This is a genomic window from Lysobacter dokdonensis DS-58 (assembly GCF_000770795.1).
In the GTDB taxonomy this organism is placed as follows: domain Bacteria; phylum Pseudomonadota; class Gammaproteobacteria; order Xanthomonadales; family Xanthomonadaceae; genus Noviluteimonas; species Noviluteimonas dokdonensis.
The window spans coordinates 1-21697 of record NZ_JRKJ01000011.1; the positions used below are offsets into that span (position 1 = coordinate 1).

Here is a 21697-nt window from a genome sequence, read left to right on the forward strand (position 1 = left end):
CCGCCGCGGCAGGAAGAACATGTCTTCGTGCTCGACGAAGCCGTGCATCCGTCCGCCGCGCCAGCCGCGCCGCCCGCAGCGGCCGCGGCCGCACCCGCGAGCGCGATGGAATCGGCACAGATGCAGTCGCAGCGCGAAGCCGACGCCGCGCAACGCTACCAGCGCGCCGCCGCAGCGAGCGACGCAGCCGCGAAAGCCAGGCAAGCCGAAGAACCCGCGTTCGCCGAACCCGACGAAGAAGTGGTGCCGCCCGCCACCGCCAACGACCCCGCGGTGCGCGACGCCTGGTTGCAGCGCATCCGCGAACTCGTGCGCGCCGGCCAGCTCGACCAGGCCCGCGAGAGCCTGCAAGCGTTCCGCGCACGTTATCCGGGGCACGCGTTGCCCGAGGACCTGCGCGCACTCGGCGAATGAGCGACACGCTCGCCGCGCCCGCCTCGCACGCGATCGAGGTCAAGCACAGCCGCTTCCTCGCGCAGGCGACCTCGGTCGAATCACCTGCGCAGGCGCTGGCCTTCCTCGAAGACATCGCGCGCACGCCCGCGACGCACCACTGCTGGGCCTGGCGCATCGGCGGCGATTACCGCTCCAGTGACGATGGCGAACCCGCCGGCACCGCGGGGCGTCCGATCCTCGCGGCGATCGACGGCCAGGGATTCGACCGCGTCATGGTCGTGGTCACGCGCTGGTACGGCGGCATCAACCTCGGCGCGGGCGGGCTCGTCCGTGCCTATGGCGGCGCCGCGGCCGAATGCCTGCGCACCGCGCCGCGCCTGCCGCTGGTCGATTGGCGCGAACTCGACATCCACGCGGGCTTCGAGGACACCGGCGCGGTCCACGCGGCGCTGGACGCCCTCGGCGCGCAACGCCTCGCCGAAGCCTTCGACGCCGACGGGCTGCGCCTGCGCGTGCGCCTGCCGGCCGAGCGCGTCGATGCCCTGGCCGTCCGATTGCGCGACGCCACGCGCAATCGCGCGCGCATCGGGGACAATGGCTGATGGCCGACGCTTCCTCCGATATCGAAAAGACCGCGCAGGCGAAAGGCAAGGTCGTCAGCCTGCGCGGCCTGTGGCCTTTCGTGCAGCGCCAGCGCGGCCTGTTCGTCGCGTGGTTGCTCGCCTTGTGCGCTTCCTCGGCGGCGACCCTCGCGTTGCCCGTGGCCGTGCGCGGCATGATCGACGACGGCTTCCGCAGCGCGAGCAACATCGACGCGACCTTCGCGCTGTTGTTCGCGGTGACGGCGGCGCTCGCGCTCGCGACGGCGGCGCGGTTCTACTTCGTCTCGCTGCTGGGCGAACGCGTGGTCGCCGATCTCCGGCAACGTCTCTACAGCCATCTGCTCGGGCTGGATCCGGCGTTCTTCGAAACCACGCGCAGCGGCGAGCTCGTCTCGCGCCTGTCGGCCGACACCGAATTGCTGCGCAGCCTCGTGGGCTCCAGCATCTCCATCGCGTTGCGCAGCTTCGTCATGGTGCTCGGCAGCATCGCGATGATGTTCGTGACCAGCCCGCGCCTGGCGGCGTACACGATGATCGGCATTCCGCTGTTCGTTGCACCGATCGTGATCGGCAGCCGGCGCTTGCAGAAGATGTCGCGGCAGAGCCAGGACCGCGTGGCCGACGCGAACGCATTGGCGAGCGAAGTGCTCGGCAACATTCGCACCGTGCAATCGCATGCGCGCGAGCCGTACGAGCGCGGGCGTTTCCTCGATGCCGTCGCGCGCGCGGTGGCCACCGCGCGCCGCCGCATTTCGATGCAGGCCATCGTCACGGCGGTGGCGATCACCGCATTCTTCGGCGCGATCATCATCGTGTTGTGGTCGGGCGCGCACGACGTCGTCGCCGGGCGCATGAGCGCGGGCACGCTCGGCCAGTTCGTGCTGTACGCGATGCTCGGCGGCGGTTCGGTCGGCGCGCTCGCGGAAGTCTGGAACGACGTGCAGCGCGCGGCCGGCGGCATGGGCCGCATCAACGACCTGCTGATGGAGAACGCCTCGCTCGTCGCGCCCGCCCATCCGACCGCGCTGCCGAATCCCTTGCGAGGCGACATCCGCCTCGACGATGTCGTCTTCCACTACCCCTCGCGCGCGGATGCGCCGGCGCTGGAAGGCTTCACGCTGCACGTGCGGCCCGGCGAAACGGTCGCGCTCGTCGGCCCGTCGGGCGCGGGCAAGAGCACGGTGTTCGCGCTGTTGCTCCGCTTCCACGATCCGCAACGCGGCGGCATCGCCATCGATGGCGTGGACCTGCGGCAGCTGGATCCCGCACGGTTGCGCGAATCGATCGCGCTCGTCCCGCAGGCCCCGACAATCTTCGCCACCACCGCCGGCGACAACATCCGTTACGGGCGCCTGGAAGCGAGCGATGCGGACGTCGAACAAGCGGCGCGGTCGGCCGAAGCGCATGAATTCATCACCGCCCTGCCCCAGGGCTATGCGAGCGAACTCGGCGAGCGCGGCGCGCGCCTCTCCGGCGGCCAGCAGCAGCGCATCGCCATCGCGCGTGCGTTGCTGAAGGACGCGCCGGTGCTGCTGCTCGACGAGGCGACCTCCGCGCTGGACGCCCAGAGCGAGCGCGCCGTGCAGCACGCGCTGGAAAACCTCATGCAGGGCCGCACGACGCTCGTCATCGCGCACCGCCTGGCGACCGTGTTGAAGGCCGACCGCATCATCGTCATGGACCGCGGCCGCATCGTCGCCGAAGGCACGCACGCGCAACTGCTCGCGCAGGGCGGGCTGTACGCCGACCTCGCGCGGCTCCAATTCCTGGATTGACCATGCAGCACGTCGTCGACTTCATCCTCGAACTCGATCGCCTCAAGGGCGTCACGCGCAAGTCGCGCCCCATCGGCCTGGATCGCTACGAGAATTCGGCCGAACACAGCTGGCAGATCGCGATGCTCGCCGGCGCGATGGCCGAGTTCGCCGAACCCGGCGTGGACGTACACCGCGTGATGCAGATGTTGCTCGTGCACGACATCGGCGAGATCGACACCGGCGACACCATCGTCTACGACGACACGGGCCTGGCCGAGCGCAAGGCCGCCGAACGCGTGGCGGTCGAGCGCATCTTCGGGATGTTGCCGAATGCGCACGGCGCGCGCTTCCTCGCGCTGTGGCAGGAGTTCGAGGATGGGGAAACGCCGGAGGCGCGTTTCGCGCATGCGGCCGATCGCGCGATGCCGGTGCTGCTCAACCTCGCCAACGGTGGCGGCAGCTGGGTGGAACACGGGATCAGCTACGAGCGCGTCATCCGCAAGGTCGGTCCACCGGTCGAAGCCGGGTGCCCGGCGCTGTGGGCATGGCTCGCGCCGCAGTTGGAAGACGCGCGCGAGCGCGGGTTCTTCGGAGGCTAGAGGGCGCGGGCCAGCACGGATTCCAGAAGCTCCTCGTCGAACGGCAGCGTGCCGAAGGCCAGGCCGTGCGCGCCGCCCAGGCGCGTTCCGACGAACAGCGTTTCGGCAGGGCTCCCGGCGCGCAGGAGCACGGCGGCCTGCAGCGCGAGGGCCATGCGCTCGACCAGCGTCCGCGCGTCGCCTTCGGACGGCGCCTGCAGCATCGTGCGCATTCGGGCGACGGCCCAGTCGAGCAGCGGATGCAAGCCTTCGCCGAGTTCCGCGAAGAACGCCTCACCCGTTTCCGGTTCGCGGTGCAGCGCGCGCAGGACGTCGAGGCACTGGATGTTCCCGCTGCCTTCCCAGATCGAATTGAGCGGCGCCTGGCGATACAGGCGCGGCAGCAGCGATTCTTCGACGTAACCGTTGCCGCCCAGGCATTCCTGCGCCTCGTTGACGAACGCGGGCGCGCGCTTGCAGATCCAGTACTTGCCGATGGCCGTGGCGATGCGCGCGAAGGCGGCTTCGCGCGGATCGTCCGGCGCGGCATCCACCGCGCGGGCGACGCGCATCGACAACGCGAGCGCGGCTTCCGCTTCGATGGCCAGGTCCGCCAGCACGTTGCGCATCAACGGCTGATCGACGAGCCGCTTGCCGAACGCCATGCGATGGCGCGCGTGATGCACCGCCTGCGCGAGCGCCATGCGCATTTCCGCCGCCGAACCGAGCATGCAGTCCAGGCGCGTGAGCATCACCATGTCGAGGATGGTCGCGATGCCGCGCCCCTCGTCGCCGACGCGCGTGGCGCGCGCGCCCTGGAATTCGACTTCCGACGAGGCGTTCGACCAATCGCCGAGTTTGTCCTTCAGGCGTATCAGGGTGAACGCGTTCTTCGTGCGGTCGGGCAAGCGCCGCGGCAGCAGGAAACACGTGAGCCCGGCGGGCGCCTGCGCGAGCACGAGGAAGCCATCGGACATCGGCGCGGAGAAGAACCATTTGTGGCCCGTCAGCGCGTAGTCGTCGCCATCGAGCGGTTGCGCGCGCGTCGTGTTGGCCCGTACGTCGGAACCGCCCTGCTTCTCCGTCATCCCCATGCCGAGGGTGACGCCACGTTTTTCGCCGATGGGTACTTCGCGCGCGTCGTAATACGGGGCCGCGGCTTTCTCCGCCCATTCCGCGAGCGCGGGTTGGCGACGCAACGCCGGCACCGCCGCGTGCGTCATCGTCAACGGGCAACTGGTCCCCGGTTCGACCTGGTGGTGCAGGTAACTCAGCGTCCGCGCGCGCGACGTGCGCGCCGGGCATCGGCTCACGCCATGACAGGCCGGCGACGCCGTGTTCGATCGCCGCCTGCATGAGCGCGTGGTAGTTCGGGTGGAACTCGACGCGGTCGATGCGCGCACCGAAGCGATCGTGCGTGCGCAGGCGCGGGCGATCGCGATGCGCATCGAAGGACAGCGCGTACAACCTGTCGCCGGCCAGTCGTGCGTAATCGGCGATGCGCCCTGCGAAAGGAGACGCGCCTTCGCGTTCGACGGCCTCGCGCAGCGCGACATCGTCGCGCCACAAATCACGCGGGGCGAACTCCGGTGGCTGGTTGCTGTCCTGGGTCACGCGGCGACGATAGCACCAGCGCCTCGAGGAATTCCTCGTCCAGTCGCACCGTGCCGAACCATCCGCACTGCGTGCCCGCCAGCACGCGCAGCGACTGGCCCTTCGACCCCGGCAACCGATTCAACGGATGGAACACGCGGTCGCGCACGGCGGCGAGGCGGTCATGTTCGGACTGGAACAACGGTGTGAGCCAGCGGCTCCACACGTGGTAGATCGCCACGTGCGCGCGCCGCGCCTGTTCGTAGGCGGCGAAGGCTTCGGGCAGGTGCGGATGCGCGCGCAACGCATCGCGCAAGGCGAGCGCGTCGAGCAACGCCATGTTCGCGCCCTGCCCCAGTTGCGGACTCATCGCATGCGCGCTGTCGCCGAGCAGCACCGCGCGGCCGCGATGCCAGCGCGTCTGCACGACGTCGCGATAGCGCGCGACGGCCAGGCCGCCCGGCACCTGCGTGTCGCACAGCGCGTCCGCCGCTTCGGGCCAGACCGATGCGACGTCGCGACGCCACTGGTCGGCGTCGTGCGCCGTGTCGAAGGCGTCGGTGCGCACGCTCCAGAAAAAGCTCACGCGCGGCGTCGGATCTCCGGGGCGCGTGCCGACCGGCAGCATGCCCGCCATGCGGCGCGCGCCGACGTAGCGTTGCTGCAATTCATCCGCGAATTCCCAGTCGCGCGCAGGCACGAGGCACCAATGCGCGCCCCACGGATACGGGCGATCGAACGCGGGCGGCGCGACGGCGGTGCGCAGGCGCGAGTTCGCGCCGTCGGCGACGATGATCAGGTCGTATGCGCCGTGCGATTCACCGGCATCGTCGTGCACGACGCCTGCGTCCGCATCGATCGAAACGATGCGCCGCCCCGCATGCAGCGAACGCTGCTCGGTCCACGCCGCGTCGAGCAGGCCGAACAACGCGCCGCGCTGCAGGCCGAGGCCGAACAGGCGCGGGTCGAGCTCGCGGTAGCGCATGTCCATGACGGTGCGCCCGCCCTGCGACGTGCCGAACAAGCGTGCGATCGGTGCGCCGTGCGCGAGCGCGGCATCGAGCAGCCCCATGCGCCACAGCGCCGACAGGCCCGTGGGCTGCAGCAGGAAGCCCGCGCCGACGGGACCGGGGGCCGGCGCCTGTTCGAAGACATCCACGCGATGGCCGTCGCGCGAAAGCGCGACCGCAGCCGCCTGGCCGCCGGTTCCGTATCCGATGATCGCGATGTGCATATGAAAAAAGCCCCGCTATGCGCGGGGCTTTCCGAGCGAATCGATGCGCTCGAGTCTCAGGCGACGGGCACCACGCCGGCGGCCTGGGCGCCCTTCGGGCCCTGGACGACGTCGTAGCTGACACGCTGCCCTTCCTGCAGGCTGCGGAAGCCCTTGCTGTTGATCGCCGAGTAATGCACGAACACATCGGCGCTGCCGTCTTCCGGGGCGATGAACCCGAAACCCTTCGCGTCGTTGAACCACTTCACGGTGCCGTACTGCATGAGCTGTGTGACCTCGTCTGGTGTGCGGTTGCGTGCGCGGGCGCGGGGGGGCCCTGCGCACGGCGCGAGTATGCATGAGTGTGAACGGTTGGCAACAGCCGTTCAGGCCCCAAATCCGCCCAACAAGGCCCTCAACAATGGCGGAATGCCACTGGAAGCGGTTTCAACATTGGCCAGCACTTCGGCCATCGTGATCTCTGCTGCATCGCCGCAACCGGCGGCCCAGTTCGCGACGATGCCCAGGCATGCGTAGTCGAGCCCGAGTTCGCGGGCCAGGCCGGCTTCCGGCATGCCGGTCATGCCGACGAGATCGCAGCCGTCGCGACGCATGCGGGCGATCTCGGCCTTCGTTTCCAGGCGCGGGCCCTGCGTCGCCCCATAGCACCCGCCATCGACCATCGCGACGCCGGCACGTTGCGCCGCAGCAACGACCTGCCCCCGCCATGCCGGCGAATACGGATCGCCGAAGTCGACGTGCAGTACGTCGGTGCCGGGTTCCTCGCACAGCGTCGAGATGCGGCCCCACGTGTAGTCGATCAATTGGTCGGGACAGGCGAGCACGGTGGGGCCGAAGCGTTCCGTGATCCCGCCGACCGTGTTGAGCGCGAGCACGCGCGTGGCGCCGACCATCTGCAACGCGACGAGGTTGGCGCGGTAGTTGATGCGATGCGGGGGCACGCCGTGTGCTTCGCCATGGCGCGCGAGGAACGCGACGCGCTTGCCGGCGATGCGCCCCACCCGCACGGGCCCCGAGGGAAAGCCATAGCGCGTTTCGGGCAGATGGCTTTCGACGTCCTCGAGCTCGGCGATCCGGTACACACCGGTGCCGCCGATGACCGCGAAGGCGAGGTCGGCGTGGTGCATGCTCACTCCAGCGCGTAGATGGCCGGCAGGTTGCGGCCCTGTTCGTGATAGTCCATGCCGTAGCCGTAGACGTAACGGTCCGGCACGGAAAGCCCCGCGTAATCGGCGGTCAGTCCGGGCACGCAGCGGTTGTGCGCCTTCACCGCGAGCGCGGCGATGCGCACATCAAGGGCGCCTTCGCTCCGGCACCAGTCGCGCACTTCGGCGAGCGTGTGGCCTTCGTCGACGATGTCGTCGACCAGCAACACGCGACGCCCGCGCAGCGACGTCGCGGGGCGGTGTTTCCAATGCAGCTTGCCGCCCGTCTGCGCGCCGCGATAGCGCGTGGCGTGCAGGTAATCGAATTCCAGGTCGAGCCCGCGCGCACCCAGTTCCAGCGCGAGCTGCCCGGCGAACGGCAGCCCGCCATGCATCACCGTCAGGTACACCGGCACGCTGCCCGCGAAATCGTTGCGGATCCGCACGGCCATCTTCGCGATCGCCGTTTCGATCGCGGTGCGGTCATGGATGACCACGGACCGCTTCAGCGCATCGGCCAGGGGCGCGGCGTTCATGCGAGGTCGCCGCCGAAGCGCGCGTGCGCATCGGTGTAGCGCGCATCGGCGAGCAGGCCTTCCCACGCGAGCGGGCCGCGGCCGATCAGGCCGGCGAGCGCCATCGTGTTGAGCTTGCGGCCTTCGACCGCGGCGAGCGAATCGGGCACGAGATCCGGATGGCAGACGAGGACGACGTCGCATCCGGCATCCAGGTGCGCATCGATGCGCGACTTCACGCCGCCGGCGGAGAACGCCGCGGCCATGCCGATGTCGTCGGAGAACACGACGCCCTTGAAGCCCATTTCCTTGCGCAGGATCTGCTCGATCCACAACGGCGAGTAGCCCGCCGGTTCCGGCGCGACCTGCGGATAGACCACGTGCGCCATCATCACCGCGTCGGCGCCGGCGTCGATGCCCGCGACGAAGGGGACGAGGTCGAGCGCGCGGATTTCATCGAGCGTGCGCTTGTCGATCGCATCGTCGAAGTGCGTGTCTTCCAGCACCGAGCCATGGCCCGGGAAATGCTTGAGCGTGGCGGCCATGTCGGCGGCATGCATGCCTTCGACATACGCGCGCGTGAACTCGGCGACGATCTGCGGATCGGCGGAGAACGCGCGATCGCCGATGGCGCGATTGCCGCGGCCGAGGTCGACCACCGGCGCGAAGCTCAGGTCCACGCCGCTGGCGCGCACTTCCGAGGCCATGACCCAGGCATGTTCCTTCGCCAGTTCGATCGCGCGGTCGGGCAGGCTGCCGTAGAGCTTGCCGAACTGTTCGAGCGAGGGCAGCGCGCTGTAACCGTCGCGGAAGCGCTGCACGCGGCCGCCTTCCTGGTCGACGCAGATCAGTTGCGGGCGCGGCGCGGCTTCGCGGATGGCCTGCGACAACTCGGCGACCTGCACGCGCGAGGAGAAATTGCGGGTGAACAGGATCACGCCGGCGCAGGCGTCGTGCTGCAGCCAGTCGCGCTCCTGCGCGGTGAGTTCGGTGCCGGCGATGCCGATCACGAGCATGGTTGGGGCTCCTTCGGATAGCGGTCGATCATACGGTCAGCGCGGTTCGAACATCGCGATGCTTTCCACGTGCGCGGTGTGCGGGAACATGTCCATCACGCCGACGGCCTTCAGCTTCCAGCCGCGCTCGTTCACGAGGTAGCCCGCATCGCGCGCCAGCGAGGCGGGATGGCAGCTCACGTAGACGATGCACTTGAGGCCGTCGAGGGACAGTTGTTTCAGCACGACATCGGCGCCCGAGCGCGGCGGGTCGAGCAGCAGGCGGTCGAATCCCGCGCGCATCCACGCGTGCGAGGACAGGTCCTGGGCGAGGTCGGCGGCGTGGAAGTCGACGTTCGACAGATGGTTGTGCGTGGCGTTTTCGCGTGCGCGGCGGATGAGGCCGGCATCGCCCTCGACGCCCACCACCTCGCCCGCGGTGCGCGCCAGCGGCAGCGTGAAATTGCCCAGGCCGCAGAACAGGTCGAGCACGCGGTCGCCGGGTTGCACGTCGAGCAATTCGATCGCCTTCGCGATCATGGTCTGGTTGAGGCCCGCGTTGACCTGGATGAAGTCGAGCGGACGGAACAGCAGTTCGATCTCCCACGTCGGCAGCGTGAACGCGAGCTTCGCCTGGTGCGGCCACAACGCATGCACCGAATCGATGCCACCGGGTTGCAGGTACACGGCGAATTGATGTTCCTTCGCGAAATCCTCCAGCGCCTGCATATCGCGCGGCGACAGCGGTTGCAGGTGGCGGAACACGAGCGCGATGGTGTCATCGCCTGCAATGAATTCGATCTGCGGGATGTCGCGGCGGCCGTCCATGCCGTCGACCAGCGCCGACAGCGCGGCGACCTTCATGCCGATCTGCGGGATCACCGTGTGGCATTCGGAAATGTCGGCGACGAAACGCGGATCCTGTTCGCGGAATCCCACGAGCGTCTTGTCCTTCTTCTCGACGCGGCGCACGGAGAAGCGGCCCTTGCGGCGATAGCCCCACGCGGCGTCGACCATCGGCGGCAGCACCGTTTCCGGCGTGACGTGGCCGATGCGTTCGAGGTTTTCCATCAGCACGCGCTGCTTGGCGTGGATCTGTCTGCCTTCGTCGAGGTGCTGCAGCGCGCACCCGCCGCAGACGCCGAAGTGCGGGCAGCGCGCCGTCACGCGCTCGGGCGCGGCGACGAGGACTTCCAGCGTGCGGGCTTCGTCGAAGCTCTTGTGGCGCGCGGTCTGCTGCGCGATCACCGTCTCGCCGGGCAAGGCGCCCGCGATGAAGATCGCCTTGCCCGCGCCGGGCACTTTCGGATCGGGCCGGCGGGCGACGCCGCGGCCGTCGTGGGTGAGGTCGGTGACCGTGATTTCGAACGGGGTGAGGTCTAGGCGGGCCAAAGCGTGGGACTGCGGGGGACGTGGCCGGGCATTATCGCCCGGCCTCCCCCGCCCCGCTTACTTCTGCTTCCAGCTGCCACCGGCGTCCTGGTACCACCAGCCGCCGCGGGCGCTGTCGACCCACTGCTTGGCGAAGACGCTGCGGATGTTCTTTTCCCAATCCGCGTGGCCGTTGGCGACCGCGATTTCCTTGTAGACCGCTTCGCGGTCGCGGTTGTCGTCGGCCACGGCCTTCTGCATGCCCACGCGGTCCTTCAGTTCCAGCGAGGCGGCATCGCGCAGGACGATTAGGCCGTCCTTGCTGAAGCCGAGCGCGCCGAGGTCGAAGCCCTTGCGCAGCGTGGAATCGAAGCGCGCGGCCATGCGCGACTGGATCGCCTGGATCGCGGGCGTCTTGATGGTGATGTCCGGCTGCGACTGCGCATATGCGCTGCCGATCCCGATCAGGCTGAGCGGATCGATGCGCTGCAGCAGGCTCGCCATGCCGCCGCCGTTCGGCGTCTTGCTGCCCTCTTCCGGCTTGGCTTCGGGCTTCACGCCGTTGGGCAGCTCGTCGCCGATGACCTTCTCGACGAATTCCTTCGCCGCTTCCTTCGCCTCCGCCGCGGGGAAGTAGACATTGATGGTGACGCAGGCGCTGAGCAGCGCCATGGCGGCGAAACTCGCCGCGGTCGGCGCGAACTTGCTGCGGGTGGCGGACATTCGGAGGCTCCTTGGAACGGCTTGGGTCGGGTTGATGGCATCGTCACTCAGCGGACCTCGGGTGTCACCTCACCGCCGGCGACCGCCGTCAGGCGCTCCACCAGCGTAGGCCAATCCACGTTGTCGTGGATGCCGACGACCGTCAGGCGGGGCAGGCCCGCGCCTTCGACGATAGTAAAAGAGTCGCCGGCTGAACGAAGCCCGCGCATGGCGCACACCTCGTTGGACAGCGTGCAGCCGATGCCGATGCGCTTGTAGCCGAAGTCGTCGAACAGGGCGATCGCCTTGCCCTGCAGGGTGGAGACGAACGAGCTGTCGCCGACGCTCGAGATGCTCTGCACCGCGCGCTGGCTGATGCGCTGGCGCGTCGTGTGCGTGGGATCGGTGTGGAGGTCGGCATCGAAGGCGGTGACGGTCCAGTCCACCAGGCGCAAGGCATCGATGCGCCCATCCAGCCGCCCGCTGATGCTGCCGAAGTCGAAGACTTCCGTGAGCGCGAGCAGGTCGAGGTCTTCCACCGCGAGGTCCGCGGCCAACGTGGGCGCGACGCCGAAGGGGCGTTCCATCGACAACTGCGAGACGTCGACACGGCCGTCGAACACCGCCATCGACAAGCCGCCTTCGAAATCGAGCCGCTCGTTCGCGTAATGCGCGCGCGGCAGGCGCCCGGTGAGTTCGCCGCGGAAGGCGGGCCAGCCGAAGGTGGTGGCGAGTTTGCCGACGTCGAGATGTTCGACGCCCAATCCGAACACCGCATCCGCGCCCTGCTCGCCCGACGGCGGGCGCAGCGTCATGTTCTCGAAACGCAACGCGCCGCCGAGGAACGGCACGGACACCGCGTCTGTCAGCGAGATCGCGCCGTCGCCGCTGCGCATCGGCAACCGCGCCTGCGCGAACGGCATTTCCCACAGCGCGCCCTCGCGCCACGTGAGCGTGCTTTCGACGGGGGACGTGCGCGAGTAACGCAGGTCGCCATCCAGGCCGAGGAACGCGAAGCGATGCGCGCCGCCGTCTTCGATGTCCACGCCGTGGGGAACGACGCTGAAGGCCTGCACTTGCCCGCCCTCGATGTGGAGCCGTGCATCGAGCGCGCCGGCGAGCGTGAGATCGGACAGGCCCGCGGTGCCGAGGGGGCCGGAGAGGTAACGATCCCGCACGGGCGCGAGGTCGCCGCTGTGCGCCTGCACGTCGAGCAGGCGCAGCGTCGCGTCTTCGGCGAAGGCCGCGCGGCCGCGCACGGTGAGCACCTCGCCGTCGGTCCAGGCGATCGACGGCAACGACCAGCCCGCGCCTTCGCGCGACTCGCCAGTGATCGACAGCCGCACCGGCGTCGAGGGCAGCGCGATGTACGCGGTGCCCGCGAGGAACTCGCCGCCGCGCAGCGTGCCGTCGAGCGTGAGCAGCGACGGTCGTGGTGCGTCGAAGATGCGGTAATCGAAATCGAAGGTGCCGGCGAGGTTGTCGGCGGCGATCGTCGCGTCGACGGTTTCGAGTTTCGCACCCGCGGCCGTCAGCCGGCCGCCGATGCGCAACGGGCCCTGCGCTGGTGCGGCAACATCGACGCGGCCATCGAGCGTGCCGCCCTGCAGGCGCGCGTCGGCCCAGGCTTTCGACAACAGGCTTTGCGCCCACGCGATGGGCACGCGCGTGAGATCGATGCGCGTGAGGTCCGGCGTGGCGGTGCCGCGGTCGACGCGCATCGTGCCGCGGCCTTGTTGCAGCGTGCCCGACAGGCCGGCTTCGTCGAACGCGATGCCGAGGCGGAAGGTTTGCCTGCCTGCATGCAGCGTGCCTTCGCAGCCCCAACCGTGCGCGGTGGTGCGTTGCAGCGGGCAGGTCCATGCAAGGTTGCGTGCATCGACGCCGAGGCCGGGCGCGCGCAGGCGCGCGGTCTGCAATCGCAACGTGCCTTGCGGCGCATCGGCGGGCCAATCGAGTTGGACGTGCACGCGTTCCAGCGTGCCGATGGGCAAGGCGATCTTCGCGATGTCCGCTTCCAGCGTGCGCGCGTGCGCGTGGCCGGCGAGGGCCATCAGGCAGAGGAGGAAGAACGCGCGCGTCATTGGGGCCGGAGGATAGCCGACGCCTGTCATCGCGGCTTCGACAACCGCCCCAACTCCGCCAGCATGTCCCACGACTTCAGCCCGCGGGGGCCGAGGTGATACGCCAGCACCTCGCGCATCGTGCGGCGCAGGCTGGACAGGTCGTCGCCATCGGGTTGCGTGTCCTGCGCGAGCGCGAGCAGCGCCCGGCCCGTGGCCGCGGTGTCGCGGTCGGTCTGCCCGCGGTCGTGGCGGACGCGGCGCGTACCCTGCTCGGGGTCGAGGCGATACCGCGCGGCGGGGTCGATCGCGACGCCATCGGTGTCGGCATCGAGGACCAGGCCGAACCCGAGCGCTTCGAGCAGGTCGCGTTCGAACCGCCGCAGCGTCCACGCGAGCGGTGCGTCGCTCGCGAGGTCCACGCGCACCTGTCCGTAGGCATCGAACAACTCCGGCAACGCATCGCCGCGCGGCGCGAGGCGCAGCACGAGTTCATTGACGTAGAACGACGCGAGCGACGCATCGCCCTGCAACACGGGGGCGGCGTCCAATGCCTCGGCGCTGCGCAGTTGCGCGAGTTCGCCGCGCAGGACGGCGTCGAGCCGAATGTGTTGCATCGGTTGCAGGGCGGCGCGCAGGACGTGGCGTTTCGGGCCCTGCACGCCGCGCGCGATCAATCCGAGGCGGCCCTGGTCCTGCGCGAGCACTTCGACGAGCAGGCTCGTCTCGCGCCACGGGCGCGCGTGAAGCACGTACGCGGCTTCACCCGTGATGCGCACGCGTCAGTCGTGGTAACCGAGCGTGCGCAGCGCGGCTTCGTCGTCCGACCAGCCTTCGCGCACGCGGACCCACGTTTCGAGGAAGACCTTGCCGTCGAACAGGCGTTCCATCTGCTCGCGCGCGCGCGTCCCGATCTCGCGCAGGCGTTCGCCCTTGTTGCCGATCACGATGGCCTTCTGCCCGTCGCGTTCGACCCAGATCACGGCATTGATGCGCCACATGCGGCCGTCGAGTTCGAACTTCTCGATTTCCACCGTCGTGGCGTACGGCAACTCGGCCCCGAGCTGGCGCATGAGTTGTTCGCGCACGAGTTCGCCGGCGAGGAAGCGCTGGCTCTTGTCGGTGATCTCGTCTTCGCCGTAGAGCGCGGGTTGCTCGGGAACGAGCTTGAGCAGGTCGTCGACCAGCGGCTCGAGGCCCTTCTTCTTCAGCGCGGAAATCGGGTGCACGGCGGCGAACTCGCGTTCGGCCGCGACCTTCGCCAGGAAGGGCAACAGCGTGGTCTTGTCCTTGACGCGATCGACCTGGTTGACGGCGAGCACGACGGGGACGCCGGCCTCCTTCAACGCCTCGTAGGCGAGCGTGTCTTCGTCGTCCCAGCGGCCGGCTTCGATGACGAGGAGCGCGGCGTCGACGCCTTCCAGCGCGCCGCGCGCGGCGCGGTTCATCCAACGGTTCATCGCGCGCTTCTGTTCGCGATGCAGGCCGGGGGTATCGACGAGCAGCAGTTGTCCGTGCGGGAACGTCGCGATGCCGAGCAGTCGATGCCGCGTGGTCTGCGGCCGGTTGGAGGTGATGCTGATCTTGAAGCCGACCAGGGCGTTGACGAGCGTCGACTTGCCCACGTTCGGGCGGCCGATCACGGCGACATGGCCGGCGCGGTGGGGGGTGGTTTCCATGGGGGGCATTGTAGTCCGTGGGCGACGTCATCCCCGCGAACGCGGGGACGGGGATGACGGCTACGGGTCGATCTTCGCCAGCACGGCTTCGGCGGCGACTTGCTCCGCCGCGCGGCGCGAGGTGCCCTCGCCTTCGCATTCGATGCGCGGCTCGGCCAGGGCGCAGGCGACGCGGAAGGTCTTGGCGTGTTCGTCGCCCGATTCGGACACCAGCGTATAGGCGGGCAGCGGTTTGCCGCGGGCCTGCAGCCATTCCTGCAGGCGCGTCTTGGCGTCCTTGCCGATCTTGTTGGGCGGCGGCAATGCGTCGATGGAGGATTCGAACCACGGCAGCACGGCCGTGCGGCAGGCTTCGAAACCACCGTCGAGGTGGATCGCGCCGACGATGGCTTCGACCGCGTCGGCGAGGATCGAATCGCGGCGATGCCCACCGGATTTCATTTCGCCGGGGCCGAGCACCAGGTGCTGGCCGAGTTCGAGCGTGCGCGCGATGGCGGCGAGCGCCGATTCGCGGACCAGTTCGGCGCGCGCGCGGGTCAGCGTGCCTTCGTCGGCGCGCGGCCAGCGTTTGTACAAGGCTTCGGCGACGAACAGGTTGACGAGCGCATCGCCGAGGAATTCCAGCCGCTCGTTGTGCGCCGGCGCGGCGCTGCGGTGCGTGAGCGCCTGCGCCAGCAAGCCCGGATCGACGAAGTCGTATCCGGGCAGGCGGAGGCCGTCAGTCGCTCGGACCACCGTGGACCAGGTCCTTCTCGGCGACGAAGTTACCGACGACGTCGAGGTTGGCGATGATCGGGCGGCGCACTTCGTACGACACCGTCATGTGCCAGCCGCCGTCCATGCGCTCGATGGAGACGTTTTCCGGCTTCACGTTGTCCGAGTAGTTCACGTACAGCCGGCGGAAGAACGCGCTGCGGATGCGGTCCGGCGGCGCATTGTTGATGCCCGGCTCCAGCGAGAGCCCCTTCATCGATTCCTTGACGGCATAGAACTCCGAGTACATCGGGATGACCTTCATCCCCACGTACACCGCGATGCCCGCGACGGCCAGGATCAGGATGAATCCCAGCAGCGTCATGCCCCCTTGCGTGCGCTTCATGTTGTCCCCTTCCCCTCGGGTCGATCGATGTGTGCTGGCGGTTACGGGATGTTCGAGCCGATCCTCGAGAAATCCACGCCCCCGGCCTGGCGGTCCCAGTTGAACCAGATCAGGAATGCCTTTCCGCGGAGGTTTTCCTCCGGCAGGAAATGCACGGCCCAGAACCGGCTGTCCTCGCTATTATCACGATTGTCGCCCATGACGAAATAGTGTCCGGGCGGCACCACCCATTCCCCTTCTCCCTGGATGGAGAACGGAGAGTCCTCGCGTTCCAGGACGGGGTGCGGCCGGCCCGGCAGGGCTTCCTGCCGCAGGTCCGCGCCGGTCATGTCCACGCCCTGGCCCTTGCCGACATACTGGCCGATCTGCTGGTACTTCATCGCGACACCGTTCACGAACACGGTGTTGTCGCGATAGGCGACCGTGTCGCCCGGCAGGCCGATCACGCGCTTGATCCAGTCCTGGTCGGGGTGGTGCGGCGGGCGGAAGACCACGACGTCGCCGCGCTTGGGCTCGCCGATGGTGACGAACTTCTTGTTGTTGATCGGCAGGCGCAGGCCGTAGGCGAACTTGTTGACGAGGATGAAATCGCCGATCAGCAGCGAGGGCATCATCGAGCTCGACGGGATGCGGAAGGGCTCGGCCACGAAGCTGCGCAGGCCCAGCACGATGGCCAGCACCGGGAAGAACGCGCGCGAGTAGTCGACGAGGAGCGGTTCCTTCTCGTCGAGCAGGCCGGCGGCCTCCTTGCGGCGCTTGGCGAAGAACAGCTTGTCCCCCAGCCAGATGATCCCGGTGAGCAGGGTCAGCACCACCAGGATCGTTTCGAACCACACCATGCCAGCTCCTTGTTGCCGGTCGACGCCGGGGCAAGCTTACTTGTTATCGACCTGCAGGACGGCAAGGAAAGCTTCCTGCGGGATCTCGACGCGACCCACCTGCTTCATCCGCTTCTTGCCCTCTTTCTGTTTCTCGAGGAGCTTCTTCTTGCGGGTGGCGTCGCCGCCGTAGCACTTGGCCAACACGTTCTTGCGCAACGCCTTGACCGTGCTGCGCGCGATGATCTGCGAGCCCACCGCGGCCTGGATGGCGACGTCGAACATCTGGCGCGGGATCAGTTCGCGCATCTTCTCGGTCAGGTCCCGGCCGCGACGGTCGGCGTGCGCACGGTGGGTGATGATCGACAGCGCGTCCACCTTGTCGCCGTTGATCAACGTGTCCACGCGGACGAACGGGCCGGGCTGGAACCGCACGAAGTGGTAGTCCAACGAAGCGTAGCCGCGCGAGACGGACTTGAGGCGGTCGAAGAAATCCAGGACGACTTCGGCCATCGGCAGTTCATAGCTGATCTGCACCTGGCTGCCCATGTACGTGATGCCGACCTGCGTGCCCCGCTTTTCTTCGCACAACGTGATCACGTTGCCGACGTAATCCGGCGGCGTGAGGACGTTGGCGCGGATGATGGGCTCGCGGATTTCCTCGATCTGGTTCACCGGCGGCATCTTGGCCGGGTTGTCGAGCGGCATGACGCTGCCGTCGGTCTTGAGGACTTCGTAGATCACCGTCGGCGCGGTGGTGATCAGGTTGAGGTCGTACTCGCGCTCCAGGCGCTCCTGCACGATCTCCAGGTGCAGCATTCCGAGGAACCCGCAGCGGAAGCCGAAGCCCATGGCTTCGGAGCTTTCGGGCTCGAAGCGCAGCGCGGCGTCGTTGAGGCGGAGTTTTTCCAGCGCTTCGCGCAACGCCGGGTAATCCTCGGCATCCACCGGGAACAGACCGGCGAACACGCGCGGCTGCATCTCCTGGAAGCCCGGGAGCGGCTTGGTCGCCGGATCGGCGGCCAGCGTGAGCGTGTCGCCGACCGGCGCGCCGTGCACGTCCTTGATCGACGCGGTGATCCAGCCCACCTCGCCCGCGCCGAGCTTCGGCAGCACCTTGCGCTTGGGCGTGAACACGCCGACCGAATCCACCAGGTGCGTGCGGCCCGTCGACATCACGAGCATCTTGGTGCCCGGCACGATGTCGCCCTGCATCACGCGCACGAGGCTCACGACTCCGAGGTAGTTGTCGAACCACGAGTCGATGATCAGCGCCTGCAGTTTGTCGGTGTCGCGCGGCTTCGGCGGCGGGATGCGCGCGACGATGGCTTCGAGCACGTCTCCCACGTTCAGGCCGGTCTTCGCGCTGATGGCCACCGCGTCTTCGGCGTCGATGCCGATGACCGCTTCGATTTCCTTCTTGACGCGGTCGATGTCGGCCGTGGGCAGGTCGATCTTGTTGAGGACCGGCACGACTTCCAGCCCCTGCTCCACCGCGGTGTAGCAGTTGGCGACGGACTGGGCTTCCACGCCCTGCGCGGCGTCGACGACGAGCAGCGCGCCCTCGCACGCGGCGAGCGAACGCGAGACTTCGTAGCTGAAGTCCACGTGGCCCGGCGTGTCGATGAAGTTCAGCTGGTAGGTGACGCCGTCCTTCGCCTTGTACGGCAGCGAGACGGACTGCGCCTTGATGGTGATGCCGCGTTCGCGCTCGATGGGATTCGAGTCGAGCACCTGCGCTTCCATCTCGCGGGCTTCGAGCCCGCCGCAGAGTTGGATGATGCGATCGGCCAGCGTCGACTTGCCGTGGTCGACGTGGGCAATGATGGAAAAGTTGCGAATGTGCTGCATCGAGCCCGGGCCAGGAAAAAAGCGCGGCATTATCGCATAGGGGCCGGGGCCGACCCTGTACGGGGTGGCCTCGGCCCGTTCGCGCGATGCGCCGGGGTTACTGGGTTTCGGCCGCGGCGCGCGGGGACACGGCGATGTAGCGGCTGGTGCCGCCGCGCTGGACGAGCAGCATCGCGGTGTCGCCGGGCTTGAGGGCCGCGAGTTCTCGGTCCAGTTGCGCCACCGACCCGACCGAATTGCGGCCGACGGCCAGGATGATGTCGCCCGCCTGCAGGCCCGCGCGTTTGGCCGACAGGCCTTCGATGCGCGCGATGGCCACGCCCTCGTTGGTGTCCAGGCCCAGGCGGCGGCGCTGCGCGCCGTCGATGTCGTCGCCGACGATGCCCAGCGGATTGCGCTGGTTCGGCGCCGGCGTGACGGAGGCCGGGATGGCGCGCGGTTCGGGGACGGCGAGTTCGCCCAGGACGACGGTGACGTCGCGCGCCTTGCCGTCGCGCATGATCGAGAGCGTGGTCTTCGCGCCCGGCGGCAACGCGCCCACCAGCGGCGGCAGCGACGAGGCGTCCTCGATCGGCGTGCCGTTGAATGCGCGGATCACGTCGAGGCGTTGCACGCCCGCCTTCGCCGCGCCGCTGCCCGGTTGCACTTCGCGGACAAGTGCGCCGCGCGTGTCGGGCAGGCCGAGTGCGCGCGCCTGTTCGTTGTCGATGCCCTCCAGGCCGATGCCGAGCAGGCCGCGGCTGACGCGTCCCTTCGACTTGAGCTGGTCGACGGCGTTCATCGCAACGTCGATGGGGATCGCGAAGCTCACGCCCATGTAGCCGCCGGAATTGCTGAAGATCTGCGAATTGATGCCGACGACCTGCCCGCGCGTGTCGAGCAGCGGGCCGCCGGAATTGCCGCGATTGATCGCGACGTCGGTCTGGATGAAGGGCACGTACTGCTGGTTGGCGTACGGATTGGAACGACCGACCGCGCTGACGATGCCCGCGGTCACCGAGTGATCGAGCCCGAACGGCGAGCCGATCGCGACGACCCACTGCCCCGGGCGCAACGTGCGCGAATCGCCGACACGCAGCGACGGCAAGCCCGTCGCGGGAATCTTGAGCAGCGCGACGTCGGATTGCTCGTCGCTGCCGACCACCTTCGCCTTGAACTCGCGGCGATCCGACAGGCGCACCGTCACCTCGCCCGCGCCATCGACGACGTGGTGGTTGGTGAGGACGTAGCCGTCGTTGGAAATGATGAAGCCGGTGCCCATCGACACGCCGCGGTCGCGGCCGCCCGGCGGCATCTGCGGCATCGGCATTCCGGGACCGAAGAAGCGCTTGAAGAACTCGGGCATCTCCTCGTCTTCGTCCATCGACGGCTGGTCGCTCGCGCCGCCGCCGATGTTGGCTTCGACATTGACGACCGCGGGGCCGACCTGGTCGACGAGGTTCGTGAAGTCGGGCAGCCCGCTGACCATCTGCGGGGCCTGCGCGGCGGGGGCGGCGGGCGCCGGTGTTTGCGCTGCGATGTCCGTCGACAGCAGCACCGCGGACGTGACGGTCGCCGTGGCGGCGACCAGTGCGAGATTGCGGACGGGGAGACTACGGAGCAGGTTGCGCATCGGGACCGGGACCTCGATCAGGGGGTCGGACGAAGGGATGTGCGATGTGCGCCGCCGGGCTCAGGGTTCCGGCGGCGATGCGGGCGCGGTGTCGTCGTTGGCCGCGGGCTCCAGCGTGGGGCCGGGCTTGAACGGATAGAACGACGGGCCGGTGGTCGCGTAATCGGCCGACAACGTGCCGCCGCCGTTGAGCTGCGGCAACACGGCGCGCGGCCACGGGCGCGCGGTGTCCGCCTGCAGTGCGGAGGCAGCCGGCGCGACCGGTGCGTCGGCGACGAGGTTGGCGTTGATCGGCATCGGTTGCGGCGCTTCGCCCGTGACGGGCGAGGACTTGGCGGCCACCGCGGTGCTCACCACGCGATCGGTGGCGGCGCGGCCACGCGCGACATTGCGCGAACGCTGCGTGACGCGCTCGGACAACGGACGCGCGCCGGCCACCATCGCCGCTGCAGCGGAGGCTTGCTGCAACGCCTGGTCGGGCGCGGCCGGCGATTGCACCGGCGCGTGTTGCGCAGCCTGCGCGGCGACTTGCGCCGGCGCGGCATCGCGCCCCGCATCCGAACCGAGCGGCATGCGCGCGAGGAAGAACGCGACCACCGCGGCCGAGGCCGCCATGCCGACGCTGCCCCAGCGGATGCGGCCACCGCCGGCCGCGCGTTGCGCAGGCACCGCGGCGACGGCGACTTCGTCGCGCAATGCATCGCGGACGCGTTCGGGGAAGGAGGACGGCAGCGCGTCGGCCTTCGCACGCAACGCATCGCCGATGTGTTGCCAGCGACCGCAGGTGTCGCGCCAGGCCTGGTCGTGGTCCAGGCGCTTGAGGGCGAAGCGCGCGACGTCGCCGACGAGCTCGCCGTCGAACAACGCGCTCAGGGCTTCGCGGTCGGATTCGGGATGCGGTGTGTTGGTTTTCGTGTTCATCGGGTGGCACGCTCGCGTTTCGGTTCGGTATCGAGCACGGGGCGCAGTTCCGCGTCGATGGCCTCGCGCGCACGGAAGATCCGCGAGCGCACCGTGCCGATCGGGCATTGCATCCGTTCGGCGATGTCTTCGTAACTCAGTCCATCCACTTCGCGCAGGGTGATGGCGTCGCGCAATTCCGCGGGCAGGCGTTCCACCGCGCGCATCACGGTGCGTTCGATCTCCTGGCGCATCAGCTCGCGCTCCGGTGTGTCCGTGTCGCGCAGGCGGATGCCGGAGTCGAATTGCTCGGCGTCGGTGACGTCGATGTCGTCTGTCGGTGGGCGCCGGTTGTGTGCGACAAGGTGGTTCTTCGCCGTGTTGACCGCGATGCGGTGGAGCCAGGTGTAGAACTGCGCATCGCCCCGGAAGTTCCCGATCGCGCGATACGCGCGGATGAACGTGTCCTGGGCGACATCCTGGACTTCGCTCCAGTCGTGGATGTAACGCGCGATCAGCGCCTGCACGCGATGCTGGTATTTGCGCACCAGCAGGTCGAAGGCGACGCTGTCCCCGCGCTGCACCCGGGCGACGAGCGCCTGGTCCAGTTCCTGCGATTCGTGTTCGGTGGCCATGGCCGCGCCGAGGCTCCTGTGGTCAGCCCGGCTTGAGGCCGGGCGTTGTGACAAGTCCGCGGACGGGAAGTTCAACGGTGCGCGCCGGGCGGCGGGCACCACCGGGACCTGATGGGTTCGACTCTAATGGGGGCGGCATTGACGCCAGTCAA

20 protein-coding genes and 2 pseudogenes are annotated in these 21697 nt (G+C 68.8%); 4 read left to right on the top strand and 18 right to left on the bottom strand.

Annotated features, from left to right (window positions below; all coding sequences use genetic code 11):
• The 4 genes and pseudogenes from LF41_RS09510 to LF41_RS09525 all read left to right on the top strand — a co-directional run.
• A pseudogene (locus tag LF41_RS09510) lies at window positions 1-414 on the top strand (DUF664 domain-containing protein); the annotation flags it as partial.
• Window positions 411-998, top strand: a complete 588-nt coding sequence (locus LF41_RS09515) for an IMPACT family protein (protein WP_036168995.1) — start codon at window positions 411-413, stop codon at window positions 996-998. The pseudogene LF41_RS09510 and the gene LF41_RS09515, both read left to right, overlap by 4 nt.
• Window positions 998-2773, top strand: a complete 1776-nt coding sequence (locus LF41_RS09520) for an ABC transporter transmembrane domain-containing protein (protein ID WP_036168998.1) — start codon at window positions 998-1000, stop codon at window positions 2771-2773. The genes LF41_RS09515 and LF41_RS09520 overlap by 1 nt, the downstream gene beginning before the upstream one ends.
• 2 nt (window positions 2774-2775) lie before the next feature.
• Window positions 2776-3354 carry an HD domain-containing protein gene (locus LF41_RS09525; protein WP_036169000.1) on the top strand — a complete coding sequence of 193 codons (579 nt, stop codon included), beginning with the start codon at window positions 2776-2778 and terminating at the stop codon, window positions 3352-3354.
• Here LF41_RS09525 and LF41_RS09530 read toward each other — a convergent pair.
• From LF41_RS09530 to rpoE, 18 genes and pseudogenes are all read right to left on the bottom strand, one after another.
• A pseudogene (locus LF41_RS09530) lies at window positions 3351-4947 on the bottom strand (acyl-CoA dehydrogenase family protein). The gene LF41_RS09525 and the pseudogene LF41_RS09530 overlap by 4 nt on opposite strands.
• A complete protein-coding gene (locus LF41_RS09535) occupies window positions 4904-6160 on the bottom strand; it encodes an FAD-dependent oxidoreductase (protein WP_036169003.1) in 1257 nt (418 codons plus the stop codon). The pseudogene LF41_RS09530 and the gene LF41_RS09535 overlap by 44 nt, the downstream one beginning before the upstream one ends.
• A 56-nt stretch (window positions 6161-6216) precedes the next feature.
• Window positions 6217-6423: a cold-shock protein gene (locus LF41_RS09540; RefSeq protein ID WP_036169005.1), complete on the bottom strand. Its 207-nt coding sequence runs from the start codon at window positions 6421-6423 to the stop codon at window positions 6217-6219.
• Between the two features lie 102 nt (window positions 6424-6525).
• Entirely contained in the window at window positions 6526-7287 is a 762-nt protein-coding gene (locus tag LF41_RS09545; RefSeq protein WP_036169008.1) for an S-methyl-5'-thioinosine phosphorylase, read from the bottom strand.
• Window positions 7288-7289: 2 nt separating this feature from the next.
• Window positions 7290-7841 (bottom strand): hypoxanthine-guanine phosphoribosyltransferase, encoded by a 552-nt coding sequence (locus LF41_RS09550; RefSeq protein ID WP_036169009.1) that lies wholly within the window; start codon window positions 7839-7841, stop codon window positions 7290-7292.
• Window positions 7838-8836 (bottom strand): beta-N-acetylhexosaminidase, encoded by a 999-nt coding sequence (nagZ, locus tag LF41_RS09555; RefSeq protein ID WP_036169010.1) that lies wholly within the window; start codon window positions 8834-8836, stop codon window positions 7838-7840. Before nagZ ends, LF41_RS09550 begins: the two co-directional genes overlap by 4 nt.
• A gap of 36 nt (window positions 8837-8872) precedes the next feature.
• A complete protein-coding gene (gene rlmD / locus LF41_RS09560; protein ID WP_036169011.1) occupies window positions 8873-10207 on the bottom strand; it encodes a 23S rRNA (uracil(1939)-C(5))-methyltransferase RlmD in 1335 nt (444 codons plus the stop codon).
• 57 nt (window positions 10208-10264) lie between these two features.
• Entirely contained in the window at window positions 10265-10909 is a 645-nt protein-coding gene (locus tag LF41_RS09565) for a YdbL family probable chaperone protein (protein WP_036169012.1), read from the bottom strand.
• Between the two features lie 47 nt (window positions 10910-10956).
• Complete coding sequence (locus LF41_RS09570) at window positions 10957-12972, bottom strand: intermembrane phospholipid transport YdbH family protein (protein ID WP_036169013.1); 2016 nt, start codon at window positions 12970-12972, stop codon at window positions 10957-10959.
• A gap of 26 nt (window positions 12973-12998) precedes the next feature.
• A complete protein-coding gene (gene recO, locus LF41_RS09575; protein WP_036169014.1) occupies window positions 12999-13730 on the bottom strand; it encodes a DNA repair protein RecO in 732 nt (243 codons plus the stop codon).
• 3 nt (window positions 13731-13733) lie between these two features.
• Entirely contained in the window at window positions 13734-14630 is an 897-nt protein-coding gene (era, locus tag LF41_RS09580; protein WP_036169016.1) for a GTPase Era, read from the bottom strand.
• Window positions 14631-14690: 60 nt separating this feature from the next.
• Window positions 14691-15365 carry a ribonuclease III gene (rnc, locus tag LF41_RS09585; RefSeq protein WP_036169018.1) on the bottom strand — a complete coding sequence of 225 codons (675 nt, stop codon included), beginning with the start codon at window positions 15363-15365 and terminating at the stop codon, window positions 14691-14693.
• Entirely contained in the window at window positions 15349-15729 is a 381-nt protein-coding gene (locus tag LF41_RS09590; RefSeq protein WP_036169020.1) for a DUF4845 domain-containing protein, read from the bottom strand. Before LF41_RS09590 ends, rnc begins: the two co-directional genes overlap by 17 nt.
• 41 nt (window positions 15730-15770) lie before the next feature.
• Entirely contained in the window at window positions 15771-16568 is a 798-nt protein-coding gene (gene lepB, locus LF41_RS09595) for a signal peptidase I (protein WP_036169022.1), read from the bottom strand.
• Between the two features lie 36 nt (window positions 16569-16604).
• Window positions 16605-18398 (bottom strand): translation elongation factor 4, encoded by a 1794-nt coding sequence (gene lepA / locus LF41_RS09600; RefSeq protein ID WP_036169032.1) that lies wholly within the window; start codon window positions 18396-18398, stop codon window positions 16605-16607.
• Between the two features lie 97 nt (window positions 18399-18495).
• On the bottom strand, window positions 18496-20010 hold the full coding sequence (locus tag LF41_RS09605; RefSeq protein WP_052116299.1) for a Do family serine endopeptidase: 1515 nt from the start codon (window positions 20008-20010) through the stop codon (window positions 18496-18498).
• Window positions 20011-20070: 60 nt separating this feature from the next.
• On the bottom strand, window positions 20071-20931 hold the full coding sequence (locus tag LF41_RS09610) for a sigma-E factor negative regulatory protein (RefSeq protein WP_036169034.1): 861 nt from the start codon (window positions 20929-20931) through the stop codon (window positions 20071-20073).
• On the bottom strand, window positions 20928-21545 hold the full coding sequence (rpoE, locus tag LF41_RS09615; protein WP_036169036.1) for an RNA polymerase sigma factor RpoE: 618 nt from the start codon (window positions 21543-21545) through the stop codon (window positions 20928-20930). Before rpoE ends, LF41_RS09610 begins: the two co-directional genes overlap by 4 nt.
• Between the last annotated feature and the right edge of the window lie 152 nt (window positions 21546-21697).